The sequence below is a fragment of the Candidatus Poriferisodalis sp. genome (genome assembly GCF_965262965.1).
GTDB lineage: Bacteria > Actinomycetota > Acidimicrobiia > Acidimicrobiales > Poriferisodalaceae > Poriferisodalis.
The window spans coordinates 1,487,584-1,510,350 of sequence record NZ_OZ253573.1; the positions used below are offsets into that span (position 1 = coordinate 1,487,584).

Annotated in this window: 22 protein-coding genes, 1 pseudogene and 1 other annotated feature; of the genes and pseudogenes, 12 read left to right on the plus strand and 11 right to left on the minus strand. The window is 67.2% G+C overall.

All coding sequences use genetic code 11. The annotated features are described in order from the left end of the window. Positions 1 to 111 precede the first annotated feature (111 nt). Complete coding sequence (locus ACQY5K_RS07100) at positions 112 to 456, minus strand: hypothetical protein (protein WP_428121430.1); 345 nt, start codon at positions 454 to 456, stop codon at positions 112 to 114. Between the two features lie 19 nt (positions 457 to 475). Between ACQY5K_RS07100 and ACQY5K_RS07105 the strand changes: the two are divergent. The 6 genes and pseudogenes from ACQY5K_RS07105 to ACQY5K_RS07130 all read left to right on the plus strand — a co-directional run. After that, positions 476 to 1,205, plus strand: a pseudogene (locus tag ACQY5K_RS07105) (IS256 family transposase); the annotation flags it as partial. Between the two features lie 47 nt (positions 1,206 to 1,252). Next, positions 1,253 to 2,562, plus strand: a protein-coding gene (locus ACQY5K_RS07110) for an IS3 family transposase (RefSeq protein WP_428121432.1) whose coding sequence is annotated in 2 segments (ribosomal slippage) — positions 1,253 to 1,532 and positions 1,532 to 2,562 — 1,311 coding nt in all. Because the reading frame shifts where the segments join, the coding sequence is not laid out codon by codon here. Next, positions 1,531 to 1,659 (plus strand) — a sequence feature (AL1L pseudoknot). It overlaps the preceding gene by 129 nt. 203 nt (positions 2,563 to 2,765) lie before the next feature. Beyond that, a complete protein-coding gene (locus tag ACQY5K_RS07115; protein ID WP_428121435.1) occupies positions 2,766 to 3,830 on the plus strand; it encodes an IS110 family transposase in 1,065 nt (354 codons plus the stop codon). 21 nt (positions 3,831 to 3,851) lie between these two features. Then, entirely contained in the window at positions 3,852 to 5,204 is a 1,353-nt protein-coding gene (locus ACQY5K_RS07120) for a cell wall-binding repeat-containing protein (RefSeq protein WP_428121438.1), read from the plus strand. A gap of 26 nt (positions 5,205 to 5,230) precedes the next feature. Then, positions 5,231 to 5,701 carry a cell wall-binding repeat-containing protein gene (locus ACQY5K_RS07125; RefSeq protein WP_428121440.1) on the plus strand — a complete coding sequence of 157 codons (471 nt, stop codon included), beginning with the start codon at positions 5,231 to 5,233 and terminating at the stop codon, positions 5,699 to 5,701. A 56-nt stretch (positions 5,702 to 5,757) separates the two neighbouring features. Beyond that, on the plus strand, positions 5,758 to 6,528 hold the full coding sequence (locus tag ACQY5K_RS07130; RefSeq protein ID WP_428121442.1) for a nitroreductase family protein: 771 nt from the start codon (positions 5,758 to 5,760) through the stop codon (positions 6,526 to 6,528). 45 nt (positions 6,529 to 6,573) lie between these two features. Here the strand turns inward: ACQY5K_RS07130 and ACQY5K_RS07135 are convergent, their stop codons facing one another. Both ACQY5K_RS07135 and ACQY5K_RS07140 read right to left on the minus strand, forming a co-directional pair. Further along, positions 6,574 to 7,230: a GOLPH3/VPS74 family protein gene (locus ACQY5K_RS07135; protein WP_428121444.1), complete on the minus strand. Its 657-nt coding sequence runs from the start codon at positions 7,228 to 7,230 to the stop codon at positions 6,574 to 6,576. A gap of 143 nt (positions 7,231 to 7,373) precedes the next feature. Next, entirely contained in the window at positions 7,374 to 8,033 is a 660-nt protein-coding gene (locus ACQY5K_RS07140) for a DUF192 domain-containing protein (RefSeq protein WP_428121447.1), read from the minus strand. 280 nt (positions 8,034 to 8,313) lie between these two features. Between ACQY5K_RS07140 and ACQY5K_RS07145 the strand changes: the two genes are divergently transcribed. From ACQY5K_RS07145 to ACQY5K_RS07160, 4 genes are all read left to right on the plus strand, one after another. Beyond that, on the plus strand, positions 8,314 to 11,400 hold the full coding sequence (locus ACQY5K_RS07145; RefSeq protein WP_428121449.1) for a cytochrome P450: 3,087 nt from the start codon (positions 8,314 to 8,316) through the stop codon (positions 11,398 to 11,400). Between the two features lie 191 nt (positions 11,401 to 11,591). Further along, a complete protein-coding gene (locus tag ACQY5K_RS07150) occupies positions 11,592 to 12,431 on the plus strand; it encodes an SDR family NAD(P)-dependent oxidoreductase (RefSeq protein ID WP_419920469.1) in 840 nt (279 codons plus the stop codon). Positions 12,432 to 12,496: 65 nt separating this feature from the next. Next, positions 12,497 to 13,336 (plus strand): SDR family NAD(P)-dependent oxidoreductase, encoded by an 840-nt coding sequence (locus ACQY5K_RS07155; RefSeq protein WP_428121451.1) that lies wholly within the window; start codon positions 12,497 to 12,499, stop codon positions 13,334 to 13,336. A 46-nt stretch (positions 13,337 to 13,382) separates the two neighbouring features. Beyond that, complete coding sequence (locus tag ACQY5K_RS07160) at positions 13,383 to 14,303, plus strand: D-isomer specific 2-hydroxyacid dehydrogenase family protein (RefSeq protein ID WP_428121454.1); 921 nt, start codon at positions 13,383 to 13,385, stop codon at positions 14,301 to 14,303. Positions 14,304 to 14,318: 15 nt separating this feature from the next. Here the strand turns inward: ACQY5K_RS07160 and pheT are convergent, their stop codons facing one another. The 6 genes from pheT to infC form a co-directional block, all read right to left on the minus strand. Then, positions 14,319 to 16,724, minus strand: a complete 2,406-nt coding sequence (gene pheT / locus ACQY5K_RS07165) for a phenylalanine--tRNA ligase subunit beta (RefSeq protein WP_428121456.1) — start codon at positions 16,722 to 16,724, stop codon at positions 14,319 to 14,321. Positions 16,725 to 16,779: 55 nt separating this feature from the next. Then, positions 16,780 to 17,832, minus strand: a complete 1,053-nt coding sequence (pheS, locus tag ACQY5K_RS07170) for a phenylalanine--tRNA ligase subunit alpha (RefSeq protein ID WP_428122599.1) — start codon at positions 17,830 to 17,832, stop codon at positions 16,780 to 16,782. Positions 17,833 to 17,927: 95 nt separating this feature from the next. Then, positions 17,928 to 18,764: a TrmH family RNA methyltransferase gene (locus tag ACQY5K_RS07175; protein WP_428122601.1), complete on the minus strand. Its 837-nt coding sequence runs from the start codon at positions 18,762 to 18,764 to the stop codon at positions 17,928 to 17,930. Beyond that, the gene (rplT, locus tag ACQY5K_RS07180) at positions 18,761 to 19,129 is read right to left on the minus strand and encodes a 50S ribosomal protein L20 (protein ID WP_419920473.1); all 369 of its coding nucleotides are present in this window, start codon (positions 19,127 to 19,129) and stop codon (positions 18,761 to 18,763) included. Before rplT ends, ACQY5K_RS07175 begins: the two co-directional genes overlap by 4 nt. Positions 19,130 to 19,156: 27 nt before the next feature. Beyond that, complete coding sequence (gene rpmI / locus ACQY5K_RS07185; RefSeq protein ID WP_419920474.1) at positions 19,157 to 19,351, minus strand: 50S ribosomal protein L35; 195 nt, start codon at positions 19,349 to 19,351, stop codon at positions 19,157 to 19,159. Between the two features lie 130 nt (positions 19,352 to 19,481). Beyond that, positions 19,482 to 20,228, minus strand: coding sequence for a translation initiation factor IF-3 (gene infC / locus ACQY5K_RS07190; protein ID WP_428121459.1), 747 nt, complete (start codon positions 20,226 to 20,228; stop codon positions 19,482 to 19,484). A gap of 50 nt (positions 20,229 to 20,278) precedes the next feature. Between infC and ACQY5K_RS07195 the strand changes: the two genes are divergently transcribed. Further along, positions 20,279 to 20,737, plus strand: coding sequence for a hypothetical protein (locus tag ACQY5K_RS07195; RefSeq protein ID WP_428121462.1), 459 nt, complete (start codon positions 20,279 to 20,281; stop codon positions 20,735 to 20,737). 80 nt (positions 20,738 to 20,817) lie between these two features. After that, positions 20,818 to 21,693, plus strand: a complete 876-nt coding sequence (gene hisG, locus ACQY5K_RS07200) for an ATP phosphoribosyltransferase (RefSeq protein WP_428121465.1) — start codon at positions 20,818 to 20,820, stop codon at positions 21,691 to 21,693. 42 nt (positions 21,694 to 21,735) lie between these two features. Here the strand turns inward: hisG and ACQY5K_RS07205 are convergent, their stop codons facing one another. After that, a complete protein-coding gene (locus ACQY5K_RS07205) occupies positions 21,736 to 22,077 on the minus strand; it encodes an HNH endonuclease signature motif containing protein (protein WP_428121467.1) in 342 nt (113 codons plus the stop codon). After that, the gene (locus tag ACQY5K_RS07210) at positions 22,050 to 22,766 is read right to left on the minus strand and encodes a DUF222 domain-containing protein (protein ID WP_428121470.1); all 717 of its coding nucleotides are present in this window, start codon (positions 22,764 to 22,766) and stop codon (positions 22,050 to 22,052) included. The genes ACQY5K_RS07205 and ACQY5K_RS07210 overlap by 28 nt, the downstream gene beginning before the upstream one ends. Between the last annotated feature and the right edge of the window lies 1 nt (position 22,767).

The following is a 22,767-nucleotide window of genomic DNA, read 5'->3' on the forward strand; positions in this document are numbered from 1 at the left end:
GGGAGCGTCTGACAGGCCCCACGACGGCGGAGCCCCCACAAGCGCATAGCGAACCTCAGGACTGAGGTGTGTCTGACTCTTCCGCGGAGTTTGGTTGGGTATTGAACCGAGTCATGGGGTGTTCTCGGGGTTGTTGTTGGTGGTCCGGCGGTTGTGGTCGAGCCGTCGTGATCGGGCTCGTTGGGGGCCTTGGCGGCGGGTCTCGCGGATCGGTTCTGGTCGTTGGTGGTGTTCGTCGTCGGGGGTGGCGTAGCCGATCGTTTCGTGCTGCCGGACTTCGTTGTAGTCGATGCGGATGCGTGCCGGCTCTGTGTCGGGCAGCGCCGGGTCGGTGATGTCGTCGAAGTGGGGCCATTCGTGGGTGATGTGGCTGAAGAAGCTCTCGGTCCGGGCTTGGCGGTGGTGTTGGGCGATGGCCATCATCGCCGTATAGGCGCGGGTGTCGTGGCTGGTCATGGCCGGTAGAAACCGCCCGGTCTGCGCGGTGCTTTTGATCGACGCGATCGTGGTCAAGGTCCGCGACGCGCAGGCCGCCGACCGGCCCGTGTGCGTGGCGATCGGCGTGGATCTCGCCGGCGAACGCGACGTGCTGGGCCTGTGGCTCGGGCCCGCCGGCGGCGAGGGTGCCAAGCAGTGGGCGACCATGCTCACCGAGCTGCGCAACCGAGGTCTCGCCGACGCGTTGATCGTGTGCCGCGACGGTAATGGCGGGCCTGCCCTCCTCGATCCGCGCCGCCCGGCCCGGCGCGACAGCCCAGACGTGCGCGGTGCACATGGTCCGAAACAGCCTGCGCTATGCATCCACCAAGCACTGGGGCCAGATCACCAAAGCCATGCAAGAGATCTGCACCGCACCCACCGTGGGCGCCGCCGAGGCCCGCTTCGCCGAGTTCTGCGCCGACTGGGCCGACACATACCCGGCCATGATCCAGTCCCGGGAGAACAGCTGGGACGAATTCGTGCCGTTCCTGGCGTTCCCCGCCGAGCTGCGCAGAGTCGTCTACACAACCAACGCCACAGAAAGCCTCAACGCCCGCCTCCGAAGAGCAGTCCGCCACCGAGGCCACTTCCCCAACAAACAAGCCGCGATCAAAATCCTCTACCTTGTCGCCACCACCAGACACAAGAACCGCACCAACCCGGTCGGCAAGACCAACGGATGGAACACCATCTTGAACACACCCACCGTCCACTACGGCGACTGAATCACCCCGAGTTTGGTGGAGGCTCTGTTCCTTGAGAGGATGGAGCAATGCCAGGAAATCGGAGATATCCCGCCGAGCTGCGTGGACGTGCGGTGCGGATGGTGCTCGACAATGAGCGCCTGTACGGGTCGCAGTGGGAGGCGATCTGGTCGGTCGCGGAGAAGCTGGGGCCGACGCCTGAGACGGTGCGGCTGTGGGTTCGCCGAGCTGAGGTCGACGGCGGGACCCGCCCGGGCGTGACGACACTGGAGCGTGCTCGGATCAAAGAGCTCGAAGGCGAGAACCGTGAGCTGCGCCGAGCGAACGAGATATTGAAGGCGGCGTCGGCTTTCTTCGGGGCGCAGCTCGACCGCCAGTCGAAGCGATAGCGGCGTTCATCGGCGCCCATCGGCACCGGTTCGGGGTCGAGCCGATCTGCGCTGTGGTGTGCGAGCACAGCGTCGGGATCGCCCCGTGCGCCTATTACGCAGCCAGGTGCCGGCCGCCGTCGGCGCGGGCGCAGCGCGACGCCTGGTTGCGCGCAGAGATCGCTCGTGTGCACCGGGACAATTACGACGCGTACGGGGCGGCCAAGGTGTGGGACCACCTCAACCGCGTCGAGCACATCACGGTGGCTCGCTGCACTGTGGAGCGGCTGATGCGCCAGCTGGGCCTCGAAGGGACCCGCCGAGGCGCCACGGTGCGCACCACCGACCCCGACCCCGACGCCGACCGGCCAGCGGACCTGGTGAACCGCGACTTCACAGTGCGGGCCCCGAACCGGCTGTGGCTCGCGGACCTCACCTACGTGCGCACCCGCAGCGGACCGGTGTACGTGTCGTTCGTGATCGACGCCTATTCGCGGCGGGTGCTGGGCTGGCAGGCCTCGCGGTCGATGCGCACCGAGCTGGCGCTCGACGCCCCCGAGACGGCCGTCTCGGGGCGCCGCCGCGACGGCCGCAGCACCGAGGGGGTCACCCATCACAGCGACCGCGGATCGCAATATCTGTCCATCCGCTACAGCCAGCGGCTCGACGACAACGACATCGTCGCCTCGGTCCGCAGCCAGGGCGATCCGTATGACAACGCCATGATCGAGAGCTCCAACGGCCTCTACAAGTGGGAGCTGATCTACCCCCGAGGACCGTGGCAAGGACTGCGCGATGTCGAGTTCGCCACCCTCGAATACGTCGACTGGTACAACCACCGACGCAGCCACAGCGCCCTGCTCGCCGGCCGCGGCAACTACACCACACCCGCCGAACACCAAACCGCCTACTACCGCCAAACCGTCACAGCCACCCCGGCCGTGACTCAACAACCCGAATCTCTACTCAACAGTGAAGATGTGTGCGGGGAGTGGGCCGTCGACGTCTGACTTGCTACTGAACTGGCCCTGCGCGTTGTGGGTGCCTTGCCTGGGACTCGTCGATGTCGCCGGCCCGCTTCTTGGACTTGTCAGCTGCGGCCGGTCCGGAACGAGCGACGTGACCTCATAGGAACCTGTGCCACAGATGCCTCATCACTGTTATGTCCGTCCCGTTCCGGCACGCGAGCCGCTCCGAGATGAAGGACTTCAGCATGCCAGATCCACACCAGGCGGTGATCGGCGGGATTGACTGCCACACCGACTTCCACGTCGCCGCGGCGCTCGACCCGCTCGGCCGAGTACTGGGCACAGAATCGTTCCCTGCGACCCGCGCCGGCTACCGCTTGACCCACACATGGCTCGCGTCGTTCGGCCAGATCACCACGGTCGGTGTCGAGTCCACCGGATCTTTTGGTGCGGCTCTGACGCGGTCGCTGGTCGATCAGGGCTGTCGAGTGATCGAGGTCAACCAGCCGCACCCGCATCTGCGTTCGCGTCGCGGCAAGAACGACGCCATCGACGCTGAGGCCGCTGCCCGCAAGGTGCTCTCGGGCGAAGCGACCGCAGCCGCCACCGACACCACCGGCATCGTCGAGGCGATCCGCCAGCTCAGCGTGACCCGCAACAGCGCCGTCAAGGCCCGCGCCGCCGCGTTGTGCCAGCTCGGCGATCTGCTCGTCACCGCTCCCGCCGCGTTGCGCGAGCAGCTCGACACCCGCCGGACCCTGGAGGGCAAGGCCGCCGTGTGCGCTCGGTTGCGGCCCGACACGGACCGTCTCGCCGATCCCGCCCAAGCCGCTAAAGCAGCGCTGCGCAGTTTGGGGCGCCGCGTCGCTCAGCTCGGCGCTGAGGCCGACGAGCTCGGGCGCCGGCTCGACCGGCTCGTCGCCACTGCAGCACCCACAACGCTGTCGCGCCTCGGGTGCGGCACTCACCACACTGCGGCGCTGCTCGTCGCCGCGGGTGAGAACATCGACCGGTTCGGCTCCGAGGCGTCGTTCGCTCACCTGTGCGCAGCCGCGCCGGTCCCTGCATCGAGCGGGCGTACCCAGCGTCACCGGCTCAACTTCGCCGGCAACCGCGACGCCAACCGTGCTCTGCACATGGTCGTCATCGTCCGGCTCCGCTACTGCGAACGAACCCGCAGCTACCGGGACCGCCGCCTCGCCGAAGGCAAGACCAAAAAAGAAGCCATCCGCTGCCTCAAACGCTTCGTCGCCCGAGAGCTCTACCGCACACTGCGAGCCGACCTCTCCACCCTCACAACCCGCACTTGACATCTATAGGAACGTCTCGGGGTGATTCACACCCCACCGGCGGATCAGGGCTTAGGAGTCCCCGACGCAGGGGGCCATCAGGTCCACGGCAGTCGTTTGCCGGTGCCGTACATCACTGATGTCGCCATCACCAGCGATCCCGACAGCAATTCCGGTGCCTACGGGCAGGACGACGACATCGAGATCGAAGTCGGCTGGAGCGAAGAGGTCTTCGTCTCGGGCACACCGCAGATCGCCGTCGTCATCGGCTCGGTCACCCGCCAAGCACGTTTTGTCTCGGGAAGCACCACCGATCTGCTGCTGTTCCGCTACAAGGTTCGCAACGGCGACGAGGACAACAACGGCATCAGCCTTCCCGCCAACCGCCTGTCCAGCGGCACCATCCGGGACTCCGACAACGACAACGCCGACCGGAAGTACGAGGCGATCGAGGATGACCCGAATCAGCAGGTCGACACCTCGATGCCACGCATCACCGACATGGAGAGCATCTCGACGCCACGGCGCGACGACACCTACGAGCGCGAGGAAATCGTCCGGTTGGAGATCGAGTTCGACGAGCCGGTGAACGTCGACCAGACGCCGAAGGTCAACCTCCAGATCGGCGCTTCAGACCGAGTCGCCGTCTGCGACGAGGCACCGTCGGACGAGAACAAGATCGTTTGCACCTACACAGTCCGGCCGGGCGATTCGGACACCAACGGCGTCTCGGTACGGCGCGGCGCTGTGGACCTGCGCACCGGTTCGATTTCCGACCTCTCGGGCAACTCGGTCAATGCGACCCACAGCGGATTGCGCAACCAGGCCGATCACAAGGTGGACGGCGGCGACGCCAACGTGCGGCTGCGGCGCATCTGGGGTGCAGACCGGTTCGAGACCGCGGCCGAGATTGCCGAGGAATACCGGGACGCGTCGGCCGGGCGCGGCAGTTCGACGACGACTCGATCGACGGGCACCGTGGACACGGTGATCATTGCCTCGGGTCGTCGCTTCCCCGATGCTCTGGCCGCCTCGGCGCTCGCAGGATCGCAGAACGCTCCGATCCTGCTCACCGAGCCCAACACACTGTCCAAGCCAGTCGCCGACTACATCAAGCGGCACTCGATCTCGCGGGTGTACATCGTCGGCGGAACCGCCGCCGCTGCCACTCGAGTCGAGAACGCCATCGATGATCTGACGTCGGTGCGCCAGATCATCCGGCTCGGCGGCGCGGACCGCTACGAGACCTCGGTGAAGATCGCCGAAGCGGTCGGCGGTGCAGCGAACTTCTGCGGCACCACCCGACGCACTATCCTGCTCGCCACCGGCGAAGAGTTCGCCGATGCCCTTCATTCGCCCCGATCGCTGCGATCGGGCCGCATCCGCTGCTGCTGACCGAGACCGACGAGTTCCCCGCCAGCGTGCGCAAGTACCTGGTCGACGCGCACGAGGACGGCATCTTCGAGCGAGTGCTGGTGGCCGGCGGCACCGCGACGATCTCCAATGCCGTGACCAGCGATCTGAGCACGCTCGGGCTGAGCCCCGTGCGCATCGGTGGCCGCGACCGCTTCGACACCGCAGTGCGGCTTGGCGAGTACGCGCTCGGCAGCGGCACCCCAGGCGAGGGCGCCTGCTTGGACAACGACGAAATCGGCCTGGCAGTCGGCTACGAATTCGCCGACGGCTTGTCGGCGGGCCCGTTCATGGCGTTGGTTCGCGGACCGATGCTGCTGCTGCCCACCGACCCGCCGATTCCGAGCGTCGTGCGGCGATTCCTGAGCGGTCCTGAGCTGGACCGTGAGATGCTCACGCTGATCGCCATCGGCTGGACAGCGGCTCTGTCCGACGAAATACTGGACGATGCCAGAGACGAGGCCGCCAGGGCGCAATAGCCCGCAACCGGCAGCCCTCACCAATCCGCCGCAGCGGCGGGCGATATCTTCGCCCCATGAATGCTGGCGAAACCGGCCCCTCCAATGCCGATCTCACGGCGCCGCGCTTCGACGGCCTCATGGACGTCATCCGGCTGCGGCGCTCGGTGCGCAGCTTCGAGCCGCCGCCTGAGCCACTGCCCGCTGAGGTGCTGCGGGGAATCTGCGAGGCCGGCCGCTGGGCACCGTCGGGGGCCAATACCCAGCCGTGGCACTTCGTGGTGGCTGCCGAGCGGGCTGATGTGCTGGCCGTCTCAGACGTGTTCGTCCGCCAAGCCGACCGGCTGGTCGAGCACTGCCGCGGCTTCCCTCACGTCCACAAGAAGCACTGGCTGCACAACTCGCTCGCCATCGTGCTGTTGTTTTGCGACCCCCGCTGGGTCGATTCGTATCCGGTCAGCGACCACGAGGGCTGGGCTGACGAGTACGACGCCAACAACGAGAAGATCTTGCTCGCCTCGGTCGGCGCTGCGGCCCAGAACATGCACCTCGCAGCAGCCGCGTACGGCCTGACGACGGCTTGGTTGAGCGGTGGCGGCGAGGACTCGACTGCAGCCGAACTGCGTGAACTGCTCGGCGTGCCCGAGCTGCTGGTGCCGATAGCGACGATCCCGATCGGCTGGCCTCATCGACGCGCTGATTCGCGGTATCGCCACCCCCTCGACGAGCTGATCCACTGGGGTCGCTGGGATCCTGAGCGCACTCCAGCCGATGACGCCGTGCAGACCTACGTGAGCGGGGTTCGCCGACAGGCCATGTACCGCGGCAGCGAGACGCTCGAAGACTGAGCTGGTACTTGCGGTGCCCGACTGCAGCGGGCCGCGCGCAAGCGCCTACAGCATGAAACGGCTGACCGTCGAGCTGGCCAGCCACACCTCTATGTCTCGGATCGCCTGAGTCATGGCCTGACCGATGAGGTCCAGCTTGCGCACCTGCTCGATGCGCGCCGCAGCTTGTTCGAGCTCGACCTTCGAGAGCAGTTCGCCGAAGATGCCGCAGGCATCGGCGAGGCAGATGATGACGACGTCGCGTGGGCTGGGAATCTCGTCGCTGAACAGCACGCCCATGATGCGCAGCTTCACCTCACGCTCGGCCGTGCCGTCGACCACCGGGTAGCGGCGGGAGCGGAACACCCACAAATGGCGGTCGTCGTGGCGTTCGAGAATGCCGTGGTCCACCAGCCGGGCAAACGCCTCCTCGCGGATTCCCTCGGCGCGCGCGGCAGTGTGCTCGACCCAGTAGCGGGCATCGCTTTCTTCGCGCTGCGCTGCGATGTGGGCCAGCGTGGGATCCAGCAGGCCATCTCCGACCGGCGTCGAGTCGATCAGCATGAGCTTCTCGAGGTCGGTGTCGATCCGGTTCTCCATGGCCAAGTCCATGAGCACAGCGCCGGCGATCGTTCGATCCAGCGTGCGCTCGGGGACATGAATCAGCTTCCCGTCGTCATCGCGCAGCAGCAACAGGAGAATCTCTTCAACGAATCTCAGCATGGCGTCCGTCCAGCTCCTGACAAGTCGATATCGACGGGCTCACCGCAGCGAGCGGCTAATGGGGCAGCGTAGTGGGCATCGGTGCCGCGCGGCCTCCACGTAGGCGTCTCGGACCGGCACCGTGGAACCTTCTCCGCGGCGCATCATCGCGCCAGAGTGACGCCCGCAGCACTGCCGAGACCGAGATCGAACGACGGGCCAAGCGGATGCTCAATGGCGATGCGATACGGACCGTCGGCGTAGTAGCGCGCGCAGTCTCCCGCAGGTGTCGGCGGCAGGCACGGAACCATGTCGGCTCCCGAGACCACCTCCCCGTCGGCGGTGATGAAGGTGATGCGCAGCGGCAGCGGTGTGTTGCGCATCCAGAACGCACCCGTGGTGTCCCCGTCGAACACAAAAACCATCGCGGCGTATCCGCCCAGCGCATCGAAATCCTCGACACTCATCAAGCCCGCTGACCGCGACTGCGGGGTCGCTGCGACGATGACCGGCCAGACCGTCGCCTCCGATGACGATTCGACACGCAACAGTCCTTCGTCGAATCCGGAGGGCGGCTCGGCGGCGTCCAGGACCTGCAACGCCCAAGCATCCGGACTCTCGTCGACTTCGGGGGCCGAGACGTCGGCCGAAGCGGGAACGGCTGCGGGCTCTGTCTCGGGGGGGTTGCGAGCGATCGTGGTGTCCGCGTTCACGCCGACGTTCGCGCCGACGAAGATTGTGGGGGCAAGCACCGTCGTCGCGGTGTCCGCATCAGCAGTGGAACGGACCTGGACCGTGTCGGCGACCGCCGAGGAAGCGGCCACCGTTACCAATGGTGCTACCGAGGTGCTCGCGGGAGCCAGAAGACCGCCTGAGCGCGTCGATTCTTGGACCGAGCAACCGGCCGCCGACCATACGGCGACAACAACGGGGATCAGCCAGCGAGCCAGTACACGCACCCCCGCAGTCTGCCGCTTCGAACCCGCCTGGGGGCTCGCCGTGGGCCGTTGCAGCACCGCCACGCATCCGGTTTGGTGACGTCGTGAGCGCTCAGTGTCGCGCCGCGCGGTGGAAGCAACGGCAGCCCGTGATGAGATAGGGGCTGTGACAGCTGCGACGACCCGAGTGACGGCTCCTCCACCGACGCGCTCAGTTGACCAGGCCGGCGCCATTCCGTTCGCAGATCTTGCCTTCGGCGACTTCGCCGATCTGGTGGCCATGAGCCGCGATCTCAGCCGCACCGGCGACTGGGTGGTGCGCACGCCGTTCGGGTTGTTCGTGCACGGATACAGCCAAGCGCGCACGATCCTGCGCGACCCCAATTGGATCTCAGTTCTGGCGGGCGTCTCGATGCTCGACGGCATGGAAGACCGGCCGGTCGACGTCTGCGCACTGATGGCGCTGGCTCAGCGCGGCGCGGACGGTGCCGAGGGCGACGGCGACGGCGACGGCGACGGCGACGGCATGCCCGTGTCGCGCAGAGCCAGGCCCAACGTGCTCTCGCTGGAAGGCGACGACCATCGCCGGTTGCGGCGGCTGTTCGGGAGCGCATTCACCCCCGCCGCCGCCGATCGCCTGCGGCCGTTCATGGCGCAGCACGCCGAAGCGCTCATCGAGCCGCTGGTCGCTGCCGGAGGCGGCGAGGTCGTTGGCGAGCTGTGCAGCCCGTATCCGGTGCCGGTCATCTGCCGACTGCTGGGCGTGACCGACGACGACTGGGAAACCTTCGGCCGATGGGCCGAGACGATCTTCGGCCTCTTCGACGGCAATGCCGACGCTGTCATGGCCAAGCTGGGAGACATCGCCGCGGCGCAAGCCGAATTGGCGGCGTACGTCATCGACTTGTTGGAGCAGCGGCGGCAGGCACCAGCCGACGATCTGCTGTCAGAACTCATCGCTGTCTCCGAAGACGGCGACCGTCTGAGCGCAGACGAGCTGATCGGAATGGTCGAAGCACTCCTTCTCGCAGGCACCGATACCACTCGCAATCAACTGGGAGCGACGCTCGCGGTGCTGGCCGATCGGCCCGAGCAGTACGCGGCGCTGCGAGCCGATCCATCGCAGATACCCCAGTTCATCGAAGAGTCGCTTCGCTACATCGGCGCCGTCCGCATCGCTGCGAGAATTGCCACCTGCGACGTCGTCGTGGACGGGTTGGCCTTTCCCGCCGGCACGACGATCATGGTCGGGCTGCACGCCGCGAGCCTCTCAGGAGGCTGCCCGGCGCACGCGGCCACCAACGGCGACAGCGCCCGCGCCGCACACAACGGCGTCGCCGGCGCACGCGACGCGATGCCGGATGCGTACACGCCGAATGAGGACGAATTCGATGCGGCCGGACTCGACCCGTACACGTTTGATCCCCTGGTACCTCGCGATCAGCCGCATCTCGCTTTCGGCAGCGGTGCACACCACTGTTTGGGCGCGTTCCTCGCCCGCGCAGAGCTGCAGGAGGCCCTTCGGGCGTTCGCCGACCGAGTCGAGAGTTTCGAGCTGAGCGAACCGGTGGAGTGGAAGCCGCTCTCGATGGGGATCTGGGGGCCGGCCCGGATGAGCGTCGTGGTCCACTCGCCCGGATCGGCGCCGCAACGCTCGGCAAGCGATCACTTCGACGCCGGCACGCTCCCGCCCGCGCGGTTGCCAGCGGACCGCGCAGCCTCCGCTGAACACGACCGGTATCTCGTGTCCGTAGCGCTCCGCCGCGCAGCCATCAGGGCGTCAGTGCCCGAATTGATCGAGCGACCGAAACTCCCGCCGCTCGCACGGTTGGCGGTAACCGCAGCGCGGATCGGCTGGGCTGTCTATGCCGGACGGCTGCTGGATCGGCGGCTCGCCCCCGAACAGCGCCGGGCACGGACCTACCGGCGCCTGCGCCGAGCGGCGGAGAAGCTGGGGCCCGCGTACATCAAGCTCGCACAGCTCATCGCTGCCGGCGAGGGAGTCTTTCCCGACGCCCTCGTCTTCGAGTGTCGTCGCTGCCTCGACCGAGTGCCGGCCGAACCGTGGCCGGCGATCCGCAAGATCCTCGAGGCCGATCTCGGACCGCTGCATCGGCGATTCTGCGACATTGACAGCGAGGTGACCGCGGCGGCTTCCATCGCGCAGGTGCACGAGGGCACGATGGCCGACGGCTCCCGGGTGATGATCAAGGTGCAGCGACCCCGCATCCGCCGACGCATCGAGCGAGACCTCACGGTGCTGGCCTGGCTCGCCCCCAAGCTGGTGGGCCGCATCCCCATCGCAGCGCTGGCCAACCCTCCCGCACTGGTCGAACTGTTCGCCGAGACGATCTCCGAAGAACTGGACTTCCGCGTTGAGGTCGCGAACCTCTTCGAAGTCGAGCGCGCGTTGCACACCACTGCACCGGGACGCTGGCAGGTTCCCGAGCCCCGCCTCGATGCCGTCACCGAGCGCGTGATCGTCATGAGTCGCGTGGAAGGTCGACCGCTCAGCGATCTGCAGCCAGGCGAACTCGCCGACGGCGAGGCTGAGGCAATCTTCCGGCAGATGCTCGACGCGCTGCTCGAAGGGGCGTGCTTGTCCGGCGTGTTCCACGGTGACTTTCACGCCGGCAACGTTTTCGTCGACACCGCTGCGTCAGCAAACGGCCCGCCGACGGTGGGGCTGGTGGACTTCGGCATCACCGGTCGCCTCGAGGGGGCCCGGCGCGTCGCCTTCCTGCGCTACGTCGTGGGCCTTCTCACCGGCGATCTGCGGGCACAGATCGACGGCATGTCGGACCTAGGCGCGTTCGGACCCGGCAGCAACCCAGAACGGGTCATCGCTGACCTGCAATTGGACCGACCCGGATTCGACCCGCTGGAGCTGACCGAAGAAGAGTTCACCGCCGAGTTCCGCGCCTTGATCTCAGGCCTGTTGGCCAACGGCGCGCGCATTCCCAAAGAGCTGATGCTGTTCGTGAAGAACTTCGCGTACCTGAACTCGGTCATCGGCGAGTTGGAGCCTGACATGGAGGTGCTCGCGCAGTTCGAGCGCATCGCCTCGTCGTTCTTCGCCCGAAACGGCGTGCGCATGGCCGCCGAGATCGGCTTCTCTCCGGCTCCTGAATCCGTCAACCAGGACGTCATCCGCCAGGCCATGGGCATCTCCCCCAAGGAGCGCCGCGTCACCTGGCGGCTCATCCGCCGGCGGCGCGAGGAACTCACGGCTCGGGTGGGCGGCTCGAACTGACGCGACTCGGCTTGGTCGACGGCTCGAACTGACGCGACTCGGCTTGGTCGACGGCTCGAACTGACCCAACTCGGCTTGGTCGACGGCTCGATCCGACCCCACGAGCGCACGTGCGGCATGATCTTGGGCGCATGACGGGTCGAACCCGGCTGTGAATCCTCAACAGGAACAGCGCGAAAGCGGGAGGGGCAATGGCATCTGACGACAGCACAGGGGGCCGCATGGACGGCAAGGTGGCGCTGATCACCGGCGGCGCGTCGGGGATCGGGCGAGCGTGCGGGCTTCGCTTCGCTGCTGAGGGGGCATCGATCGTGGTTGCTGACCTGAACCCGGATCGCGCCGCGAACGTCGTCGACGAGATCAACGAGCTGGGCCGCCCCGCCGTCGCCGTCGCCGTCGACACCTCAAGCCAGGAACAGAACGACGCTATGGCCGATGCCGCAGTCGACGCCTTCGGGCGTATCGATGCGTGCGTGGCCGCCGCGGGAATCTCGCACGCCGGCTATGTCAGCCGCGAGATCGACGATCAAGCCGGAAACGACCGCTTCGACCGGGGCGACATGTTCTTCATCGAAAAATCGCTCGAGTCGTGGCAGCGGGTGATCGACGTGAACCTCACCGGCGTGATGCTCACCAACCAGGCTGTGGCCCGCAAGATGGCCGAGGGCGGCGGAGGTGCCATCGTCAACATCTCGTCGATCGCCGGCACCAACGTGCTGAAGGGCAGCGCCGACTACTGCGTCTCAAAGGCAGGCGTGTGGATGCTGACGAGGTGCGCGGCGCTGGAGCTGAGTCGATACGGCATTCGCGTCAACGCCGTGGGGCCGGGCTACATCCAGACCTCGATGAGCGGCGCCGTGCTCGGCAACGAGCGCTGGGTGGCCGCACGCGAACGCGAGACGCCGATGGGTCGCCTCGGCGTGCCCGATGACATCGCCAACGCGTGCTTGTATCTGTGCAGCGACGAAGCCAGCTTCGTGACCGGGGAGATCATCTTCCCCGACGGCGGCGTCATGGCCGCCGGTCGATAGGCGCCCAGGTTCAGGCGACCAACATCAGGCACCCAGCATCAATCGACGACGAGAGGACGAGTGCCGTGGCAGACAACGACTCCCGACCAGGCCGCTTGGACGGCAAAGTGGCAGTGATCACCGGCGGGGCCTCGGGCATCGGTCGGGCGTGCGCGCTGCGTTTCTCGCAAGAGGGTGCGTGCGTGGTGGTGGCCGATCTGAATCCGGATCGGGCCGAAGCCGTCGCAGCCGAGATCACGAACCGTGGCAGGCAGGCGGCCTGGGTGGCGGTCGACACCTCCGATGCAGAGCAGAACGAGGCGATGGCCGATGCCGCCGTGGCTGCGTTCGGGCGGCTCGACGCCTGCGTGGCCGCCGCCGGCATCTCCCACGCCGGATATGTCAGTCGCGAAGTACCCGAACAGCCAGGCCAGGATGTCTACCGCAGAGGCGACCAGTGGCTGCTCGAGAAGTCACTCGAGTCGTGGCAACGAGTGATCGACGTCAACCTGACCGGCGTCATGCTCACGAACCAGTCGGTGGCGCGCCGTATGCGTGACAGCGGGGGCGGCGCCATCGTGAACATCTCCTCGGTGGCGGGCCTGATGGCGTTGCCGGCGGGTTCGGACTACTGCGTGTCGAAGGCCGGTGTGTGGATGCTGACACGTTGCGCAGCCCTCGAGCTCAGCCGCTACAGCATCCGGGTGAACGCAGTCGCTCCGGGGTACATCCGCACGTCGATGACGGCGTTCATGACCGACAGCGACGAGTGGGTGCGTGCGCGCGAGAAGGAGACGCCGTTGGGGCGGCTCGGCGAGCCAGCCGACATCGTCAACGCGTGCCTGTACCTGTGCAGCGACGAGGCCAGCTTCGTGACCGGCGAGATCATCGCACCTGACGGCGGCCTGGCTGCCGACATTCGCTGAGTGGTCCGGACGTGACTCGCGTGCGAAACGGCTGGCCGTCAGCACCATGAGCGTGCGCGTCGCCGTCGAGCCTGACTGCTGGCGGCGCCCCGTGCTCGCTGAGGCCGTCGAGCGGGGCGGCGGCACGGTGAGCGCGCCACAAACGGCCACGGCGCTCGTGTGGGCTGAGCCGACCCAAGCGCAGCTGATCGGCGAGACGGTGGACGCCAACCCGGGGATCGAGTGGGTTCAGCTCCCCTACGCAGGCATCGAGCCGGTAGTGGACGTGGTGACGGCTCGACCCCACGTCGAGTGGTACTGCGGCAAGGGCGTCTACGCCGAGCCGGTCGCCGAACACGCGCTGATGCTGGCGCTGGCCGGCATGCGCGGCATGGGCACGTACGCTCGAGCCGCCGAGTGGAGTGCACCGCAAGGGCGCAACCTGCTCGGTGCGTCGGTCACGGTGCTGGGAGGCGGCGGGATCACCGAGTCGCTGCTGCGCTTGCTGGGCCCGTTCGGCTGCGATGTGACCGTGATGCGCAACCGTCCCGAACCCATGGACGGTGCTGCGAGGGTCGTCGGGCCCGATGCGCTCACCGAAATCCTGCCCGGCACCGATGTGCTGGTGCTCGCGCTTGCGCTCACACCCGACACCGCCGGGATCATCGGCGCCGCTGAACTCGCAGCTCTGCCCAAACACGCTTGGATCGTGAACGTGGCCCGCGGCGGCCACATCGTCACCGATGACCTCGTGGAGTCGCTGAGAACGGGCCAGATCGGCGGCGCCGCGCTCGACGTGACCGACCCTGAACCGCTGCCGCACGATCACCCGCTGTGGAGCTTTCCCAACTGCCTCATCACACCCCACATCGGTAACACGCCCGAGATGGGCTTGGCGCTGTTGGCTGATCGGGTGACTGCGAATGTGGCGCTTCGGCTGGCGGGCGAGGAACTGGTTGGGCCCGTCTTCCTCGAGCTGGGCTACTGATCTAGAGCCCGAGGGTTAGCGGAGTGCGGCGCCGAGGGTGCTTTCTACGGCTTCTATGCAGCGTTGGCGGGTTTGGGCTACTTCGGTGTCGGTGAGGGTGCGGTCGTCGGCTTGGAGGCGCAAGCGGTAGGCCAGCGAGCGGGTGCCCAGGGTCATCTGATCGCCTCGGTAGATGTCGAAGAGCTCGACTGAACGAAGTTCGTTGCCGCCGGCTGCGCGCAGCGTGTCGCCAACCTCTGAGGCTTGGACGATGTCGGGCACGGTGAAGGCGAGATCGATATCGCTGGACGGATACGTCGACACCAGCCGGTAGGTCCGATCGGACGCTGCGGCGGCTGCGGAGAGCAACGCGGCCACTTCGAGCTGCAGCCAGGCGCAGCGGCTGTCGATGCCGTGGCGACCGCACACGCCGGGATCGATCTCGCCGACGACCCCGATTGCCTGCTTGCCGGCCAGCACGACGAGGGCGGCGCGGCCGGGGTGCATCGCGTCGAGATCTGCTGTGTTGACGAGGGCTGCGTCGATCCCGAAAGCTGTCGCGATCAGGTCCCACAGGCGGACAGCGTCGGCCGCCTCGCCGCCGGTCCAGATGGCGGCGAGATGCTCGGTTTCGACGGGCAGGCCTCCGGTGCTTCCCGCAGACCCGGGCTGCGCGAAGACGACACCCATCTCGAACAGCGATACCTGGTCGTTGCGGTGTGATTCGTTGTGGGCGGCTGCTGCCAGCAAGCCCGGAAGCAGCGACGGGCGCAGCACTGATTCCTCGGTGGCCAGCGGGTTCAGCAACCGCACCGGGTCCGAGTCAGCGATGCCGGCACGGTGCAACGCATCGGGGGCGAGGAACGGGTTGGGCATGGCCTCGGACAAGCCGGCCCCGACCAGCACTCGCCGCAGCTCGCGACGCAGCCGCTGCGTCGGGCTGAGCCTGCCGGGGGCCGGAGACCGCGGCACGCTGCGGCCCAGCCGGCCGTAGCCGTAGTGACGGGCAACTTCCTCGGCGACATCGGTCTCGGTTGCGACATCGGGACGGAAGCTGGGCACCGTCACCTCAACCGAAGCCCCACCACCAGACTCAGTGGCGCACTGCAAGCCGATCGGCTCCAGCAACGAGCGCACCTTGTCGGCGGTGAAGTCCTGGCCCAGCAGGTGGCTCATGCGGGCGGGACGCACCGCCACCTTCGGCGGGTCGGGCAGATTGCCGCGCTCGTCGATGCGGCCACGGCATGTCGCAACCCCGCCAGGTGTGACCTCGTTGAGCAGTTCGCAGAATCGGTCCAACGCGATGGGCACGACTTCGTGATCGGTGCCCCGCTCAAAACGCATCGAGGCTTCTGAGCGCAAGCCCAGCCGCTGGGAGGTGCGCGTGATCGAGAGGCTGTCCCACCACGCCAGCTCCACCAGCACCGATGTGGTGGTCTCGCCGATCTCGGTGCTGGCACCGCCCATGACGCCAGAGATGCCGATGGGCAGGTCATCGCGATCGATGATCACGCCGTCGCCGGCATGCATCGTGCGCTCCTGATCGTCGAGCGTGACGACCGTCTCGCCTCCAGGGCTGCGGCGAGTGCCGAGATGCCCGCCGGGCACGAGCGCCAGGTCGTAGGTGTGGTTCGGCGTCCCCAGTTCGAGCATGACGTAGTTCGAGACGTCCACGACCGAGTTGATCGGTCGCATGCCGCACAGCACGAGCCGCATTTGCATCCACAGCGGCGACACACCGACGGAGACGTTGCGGACAGCGCGTACTCCGAACCGGCCGCACAGGTCGGCGTCGACGATCTCGACGGAGGCCACTGATGCGATCTCGGGGTCGGTCTCGTCGACGACGGGTTTCCGCATCTCGAACGGCACTCCGAGGCGGGCAGCGAGGTCGCGGGCGACACCGGCGACCGACATCGCATCTGGACGATTTGGGTTGATCTCGAGGTCGTACAGCACGTCGCCGGCAAGACCGAGCTGGTCCATCAGCGGCGAGCCGAGCACCATGGCGTCGGGCAGGATCATGATGCCGTCGTGATCAGTGCCGAGGCCTAGCTCGGCCGGCGAGCAGCACATTCCCTGCGACAGCTCTCCGCGCAAGCGGCGCTCGCCGATCTCCATGCCGTTCGGCATGGTCGTGCCCACCGTCGCGAGGGGCACGAGATCGCCGACGGACATGTTGAACGCCCCGCAGCACACCTGCAGTGCACCGTCGACGCCTTCACCTCGTGCGCCCGGCAGTTCCACGTCGACGAGCTGGATGCGGTCGGCGCTGGGGTGGGGTCGCAAGCCAGCAACACGAGCCACCACCACGCCGTCGAGCGGCGGCAGTACCCGCATCTCCTCGACCGCCATGCCGAGGTCGCTCATCTGGTCGGCCAGCTCTGCGGGGTCGCCGTCAATCGGCGCAAACTCGCGCAGCCAGCTCAACAGCACCTTCATCGCGGCGTCACCGCCTGCGCTCCCCCAGCCGCCGCAGCGGAATCAGAACTGAACATCAGAATTGGGCCAGGAAGCGGGTGTCGTTGGTGTACATGTCGCGCAGGTCGTCAATGCCGTGCCGCATCAACGCGAGCCGGTCAATACCGAATCCGAATGCGAAGCCGGTCCATTCCTCGAAGTCGATGCCGCAGTTGGACAGCACGTTGGGATGCACCATCCCACAGCCGCCCAACTCGATCCAGCCGGTGCGACCGCAGGTCTGGCAGCCCGAGCCTTCGCAGAGCACGCAGGTGATGTCGAACTCCGCCGACGGCTCGGTGAACGGGAAGTACGAGGGCCGCAGGCGAGACGAGATGGCTTTGCCGAAGTACGCGGACGTGAACTCTTCCAGCGTCCCAGCCAAGTCAGTGAACGAGATGCCGCGGTCGACGACCAGGCCCTCGATCTGGTGGAAGACCGGCATGTGGCTGGCGTCGGCGGTGTCCCGGCGGAATACCCGTCCCGGGCAGATCGTGTAGATCGGCGGCGGCTGCACTTCCATCACCCGGATCTGCACGGGCGAGGTATGAGTGCGCAGCAACACGTTTGAGGCCTCTCCCCCCTCGCCGTCGCCCAGCTCGGTGCGTTCGCCCAGATCCAAGTAGAGCGTGTCCCACATCGAGCGTGCAGGGTGCGCAGCGGGCAGATTCAACGCCTCGAAGTTGTACCAGTCGGTTTCGGCCTGGGGCCCTTCGGACACCGTGAAGCCCATCCCGACAAAGACGTCCTCGAGGCGTTCGGTGGTCTGGGTGACCAGGTGCAAGTGTCCGCGCCCCGGGCCCGCCAGCGACTCAGTGAGATCAAGCTGCTCGCTGCGCAGCTGCTCGCGGCGTGCGGCCGTGGACAGATCGTCGGCCGCGGCGGCGTGGGCCTCTCGGAGTGCAAGCTGGGCCTCGTTGAGCGCTCGTCCGACGGTGGCACGGTGCTCGTGGTCCAACGACCCCAGCGTCTGCTTGATCTGCCCGAGCACCGACTTGCGCCCGAACAGGGTCGTCTCCACCTCGGCCAGCTCGTCGGCCGAAGCTGCAGCTGAAACGGCGGCGAGCCCGCGTGCACGTGCGTCGCCGATACTCGCAAGCAGCACGTCGACACCTGCGGGGCCGTCAGCAGATGGCCTGTTCACGGCTGGCAGGGTACGACACCGCGATCCATCTGCGCGGCCTCTTAAGACGACGGCTGCATCGCGTACATCAGCACGGCGGCGGCGACAGCCACGTTCAGCGAGTCCACGGGATGTCGCATGGGTATCGCTGCTGCGATGTCGGTTCCGGCGACGGCGTCAGCCGTCGGGCCATGGGCCTCGTTACTGAGCACCAGCGTCATGCGTGGAGCTTCGGGCAAATCCCCCAGCGAGGTGTCCCCCTCGAGCGCTGCCCGCACGCGCAGGTGTCCCGCGTCCGCGAGGGCTTCGAGTATCTCTGCGGTAGGACGCCCACGGCACACGGCAGGGCCGAACGTGAGCCCAGCGGCGCCTCGCAGAGCTTTCGGGCTCCACAAGTCGGTCGTACCCTCGGTCGCAATCACCGAGCCGAAGCCGGCTGCGACGGCGCTGCGAACCACTGCGCCTGCATTTCCCGGATCGCGCACCGCCTCAAGCACGACGACACGCTCCGCCGCGACCGCAGCAGAGAGCTCGGAATCGGCGAACTGGGCGATTGCGAGCACACCCTGGGGGTTCATCGCATCTGCGAGCGGATCCAGCGTGTCCGCGGCAACCTCATAGACGGCCCCGATCCGCTCGCGGTAGCCCTCCCCCAGCCGGCGCGCATCCGGATGGCGGCCATGGGGCGTATCGGTGCCGGTCGGGGCGTAGCGACTCACGAGCTCCGGGCGCGCGAAGACCGCCTCAAGCGTTGCGCCGCTGGCCAGCGCACCGTCGACGGCGCGCGGACCTTCGACGACTGCGAGGCCAGCTGCGTCGCGCTGGCGTCGATCGCGAACGAGCCGAGCGAGCCGCGCCAGCGCGGCTTTCGACGGCGTGATCGGTGCCGATGCGTTCAGGCGGCTGTGCTTTCGAGGGCAGCCTCGGCCCGCTCGACGATGACAGCGAAGGCCGCCGGATCAGTCACAGCAAGGTCCGCAAGGTTCTTGCGGTCGACGGTGATGCCGGCCGTCGCCATGCCGTGCACAAGCCGGCTGTAGGAGATGCCGTTCTGGCGGGCAGCCGCATTGATGCGCTGGATCCACAGCCGCCGGAATTCGCCCTTGCGTGCACGGCGGTCGCGGAACGCGTACTGCCCGCTGTGCATGACCTGCTCGTTGGCAGCCCGGAATGACCTGCTCTTGTTGCCGTAGTAGCCCTTCGCCTTCTGGAGCGTCGCCTTGCGACGGCTTCGGCTGGCTACGGATTGCTTGACTCTTGCCATGATTGATCCCTCTTGCCCTCGGGACGCTCAGCGCCCCAGCATCCTGTTGATGCGCTTGCGGTCGCTAGGGGCGACTTCGCCCTCGAGCGCGAGCCGCCGCTTGCGTGACGACGACTTCTTCTCGAGCAAGTGATTGCGGTTCCGCTTGCGGCGCACGAGCTTGCCGGTGCCAGTCGTCTTGAAGCGCTTCTTGGCGCCGCTGTGGGTCTTCATCTTGGGCATGGTTTCTCCGTGTGTCTCGCTCGTCGCTCACTGCGACGACGTGTGCGTTGGTTGTCGCTCCGGGCGACGGCGTGTGTTTGGCTCAACTTCAACTGCGACGACGATTTCGCCTCGCCGCGTCCTGCGACGTTCAGTCGGCGGGAGTGTCGTTGGCCTTGCGGCGCTGGCGTGAGACTCGATCAGGGCTGAGCAGCATGGTCATGTTGCGTCCGTCCAGCCGGGGGAACTGATCGACCTTGCCGACGTCAGCCACTGCGTCGGCGACCCGTTCCAGAATCTGGCCTCCCAGCTCGGGGTGGAACACCTCGCGGCCTCGAAACATCACAGTGACCTTGACCTTGTGACCGTCTTCGAGGAACTTGGAGACCTTGCCGGTCTTGGTTCCGAAGTCTCCCGAGCCGATCTTCGGCCGGTACTTCATCTCCTTCAGCCCCGTGTGCGAAGACTTGCGCCGCGATTCCTTCGCTCGCTGCGCCGCCTCGTACTTGTACTTGCCGTAGTCCATGATCCGGCAGACCGGCGGGGCGGCGTTAGGGGCCACCTCCACGAGGTCAAGGTCCATGTCGCGGGCAATTTGCAGTGCGTCAGGCGTGGCCGTGATGCCGATCTGCTCGCCGTCGGGGGCGACCAGTCGGACCTCGCGGACTCTGATGTCCTCGTTGATCCGGGCGTCACCGTCCGTTGCGCGTGCTATGGCCGTACTCGCTTGTCCAAAGGACGCTCCTCGTCCGTGCGGCGTCCGGCGCGAGCCCGGTACCGAAACACGCCCGTCGGCGGCCCGGTGGGGGTTCAGACCCCGCTTGTTGCTGTTGTCAGCGGCGTAGGGTAACAGCGCTGCGGGCGTGCCACGCTGCGGGCCAACCCGCGCGGAGCGCATGTGAGACGAGACGCGGCACTGGACGGCCGACCGAACTGCGGAGGTTGCTGATGAGCACGTTGTGGACCCCCTCAGGCGAGCACGAGGTTCCCCGGGATGATCCCAACGCCGCGGCGGCTGCGCCGAGCGACCCACCGGAGGCCTACGACGGCGGTCTCGAGGTCGATCCCGAGACTGGAATTCCGATCGACCCGCGCACCGGCGAGCCGTTCGATCCTGGCGAGCTGGCCGAGATGGAGGCACAGATGCGGGAGGCGCAGGAGCAGCTGACCTCAGTGCCCGCAGCCGAGATCGTGCAGAACCACATGATGGGGCTGTTCGAGTTGGCGGCACTGCACCTGCGACGCGAACCGCCAGATCTGGCCGAGGCTCGCTTGCCGATTGACGCCTTGGGACTGCTCGTGGAGAACCTGGCCGATCAGCTGCCCGCAGGCGAGACGCTCATGGGTGCGCTGCAGCAAATCCGGATGGCCTACGTCGAGATTCACAAGCAACAAGCCCAGGCCTGAACAGCAGGCCGCGACCGCGGAACGTCACCACGGAAAAAATCAGGCCGCACGGCGCAGTGCCCCGGGTACCGTTTCGGCCCGTGCTCAAGCTTGTGCTTCCGAAGGGGTCGCTTGAACAGGCGACCATGCAATTGTTCTCCGATGCCGACCTGGCCGTGCGGCGTAGTTCAGCCGTGGACTATCGCGCCACGATCGACGATCCGCGTATCGACGATGTGCGCATCCTGCGGCCCCAGGAGATCCCCTCGTACGTGGCCGACGAACTGTTCGACCTCGGCATCGCGGGGCGGGACTGGATCGAGGAGACCAGAAGCGATGTCATCTCGCTGGGCGAGCTGCGCTACTCGAAGGCCACTTCGCGGCCGGTCCGGATCGTTGTCGCCGTTCCGGACGACAGCGGCTACGACTCGCTGGACGACCTCCCCGACGGGGTGCGAGTGTCGAGCGAGTATCCCGAGCTCACCCGCCGCCACTTCGCCGAACGAGGCGTCTCGGCGGACGTGCGGCTGAGCTATGGCGCTACAGAGGCCAAGGCTCCCGACATCGTCGATGCTGTCGTGGATCTGACTGAGACCGGACGCGCACTACGCGCTGCGGGCTTGCGGATCATCGACGAGATCCTCACGAGCTACACCGAGATCTTTACCAACCGTGCCGCCTACGACGACCCGGCCAAGCGCCGTGCCATGACCCAGATCAAGACCCTCCTCGACGGAGTCCTCGACGCCCGGGGCAAAGTGCTGGTCAAGCTGAACGTGGCCCGCGAGCACCTCGACGCGGTCGTTGACGTACTGCCGTCGATGAAGGCCCCGACGGTCAACGAATTGTGGGGCGGCGACGCCTACGCAGTCGAGACGGTTGCTCCCAAGAACGAGATCAACGTGCTCATTCCCGAACTCATCGAGCGGGGCGCAACCGACATCGTCGAGATGCCGATCTCCAAGATCGTCCCCTGAGCCCTCGTCGCTGAACGGGCTGGCACGCCCGAGCCACGCGGGCTATTCGCGTTGGCGGCCGTAGATGACGTCGAAGCTGGTTGATCCGGTTCGTTGGAGGTGGCTGGCGGTGTCGTGGAGTTCGCCGTGGCAGCGGTAGCACAGCAGGGCGAGGTTTTCGATGTCGGTGCGGCCGCGCGCGGGGGCCTTCCAGGGCACGATGTGGTGTCCTTCGCACCATGCGGGTGCGGCGCGGCACAGCGCGCAGCCTCGGTCGCGTGCGACCAGGGCTTGCCATTGGGCGTCGGTGATGGTGCGGACTTTGCGGCCGTGCCATAGGGGCTGGCCGTTTCCGTCGAAGATGAGGCCGAAGATGTCTACGCCGCAGGCGAGGCGTTCGAGCACTCGGGCGGGGACCGGGCCGGTGCCGGGGATTTCGCAGTCGGCCCATTCCTGGCCGAGCACGGCGCGGGCGCCCGTACTCCGGCGAGGTCGATGTCGGCGGGCAGCCCAGCAAGGTGCTCGCCGGCGAGGGGCGGCAGCGGCTCAGGGCGCGGCGTGCCCCATTGCTGGGCGGAGAACTCTTCGTCGCGGTGGTCGACCTCGGTGTACCAGCGCAGCGCGGCGCGGCGCTCGTCGGTGCCGATCAGCGCTGCGAGCGCATCGGCGCGGCATTGGGTGTAGGTGCGCGGCTCGGGCGCGTCGGGGCGCTTGTCGGCCCGGTCGGCGTCGGCGAAGCGCTGTGCAATGTCGTCAATGATCACTTTGAACGCCGTTCCGGTGGCGGGATCCATCAGCGCGGTTGCCTTGGTGAGGCCCTCGGCGGTCTGGCTGATCCGCAGGCTGCGCAACGCCCGCTGACGGCGGAATTCCTCTGCGGGCGTGAGCCCGGCACGCAGCCCGCGCACCCAGTCATTGGCTGCACGGCGAGTGCACTCCACGTTCGTCGAGGACGCAACCTCCAACAGCCGCGACGCATCATTCACCGCACCCGCGCCGGCCAGACCTGCTGCACTTGCGAGCACGTCTGCGTGTTCGGCAGTGATGTGGCCCTCGCTCAGTGCCGACCCGACATTGGGTATCTCAGCCAGCACC

Coding starts and splice junctions, on each gene's coding strand:
- rpmI (WP_419920474.1), bottom strand. CDS start 19,351: ATGCCCAAGATGAAGACCCACAGCGGCGCCAAGAAGCGCTTCAAGACG.
- ACQY5K_RS07135 (WP_428121444.1), bottom strand. CDS start 7,230: ATGCTGAGATTCGTTGAAGAGATTCTCCTGTTGCTGCTGCGCGATGAC.
- infC (WP_428121459.1), bottom strand. CDS start 20,228: ATGCGCTCCGCGCGGGTTGGCCCGCAGCGTGGCACGCCCGCAGCGCTG.
- ACQY5K_RS07115 (WP_428121435.1), top strand. CDS start 2,766: ATGCCAGATCCACACCAGGCGGTGATCGGCGGGATTGACTGCCACACC.
- ACQY5K_RS07195 (WP_428121462.1), top strand. CDS start 20,279: ATGAGCACGTTGTGGACCCCCTCAGGCGAGCACGAGGTTCCCCGGGAT.
- ACQY5K_RS07100 (WP_428121430.1), bottom strand. CDS start 456: ATGACCAGCCACGACACCCGCGCCTATACGGCGATGATGGCCATCGCC.
- pheT (WP_428121456.1), bottom strand. CDS start 16,724: ATGAAGGTGCTGTTGAGCTGGCTGCGCGAGTTTGCGCCGATTGACGGC.
- ACQY5K_RS07160 (WP_428121454.1), top strand. CDS start 13,383: ATGAGCGTGCGCGTCGCCGTCGAGCCTGACTGCTGGCGGCGCCCCGTG.
- ACQY5K_RS07150 (WP_419920469.1), top strand. CDS start 11,592: ATGGCATCTGACGACAGCACAGGGGGCCGCATGGACGGCAAGGTGGCG.
- ACQY5K_RS07130 (WP_428121442.1), top strand. CDS start 5,758: ATGAATGCTGGCGAAACCGGCCCCTCCAATGCCGATCTCACGGCGCCG.
- rplT (WP_419920473.1), bottom strand. CDS start 19,129: ATGGCAAGAGTCAAGCAATCCGTAGCCAGCCGAAGCCGTCGCAAGGCG.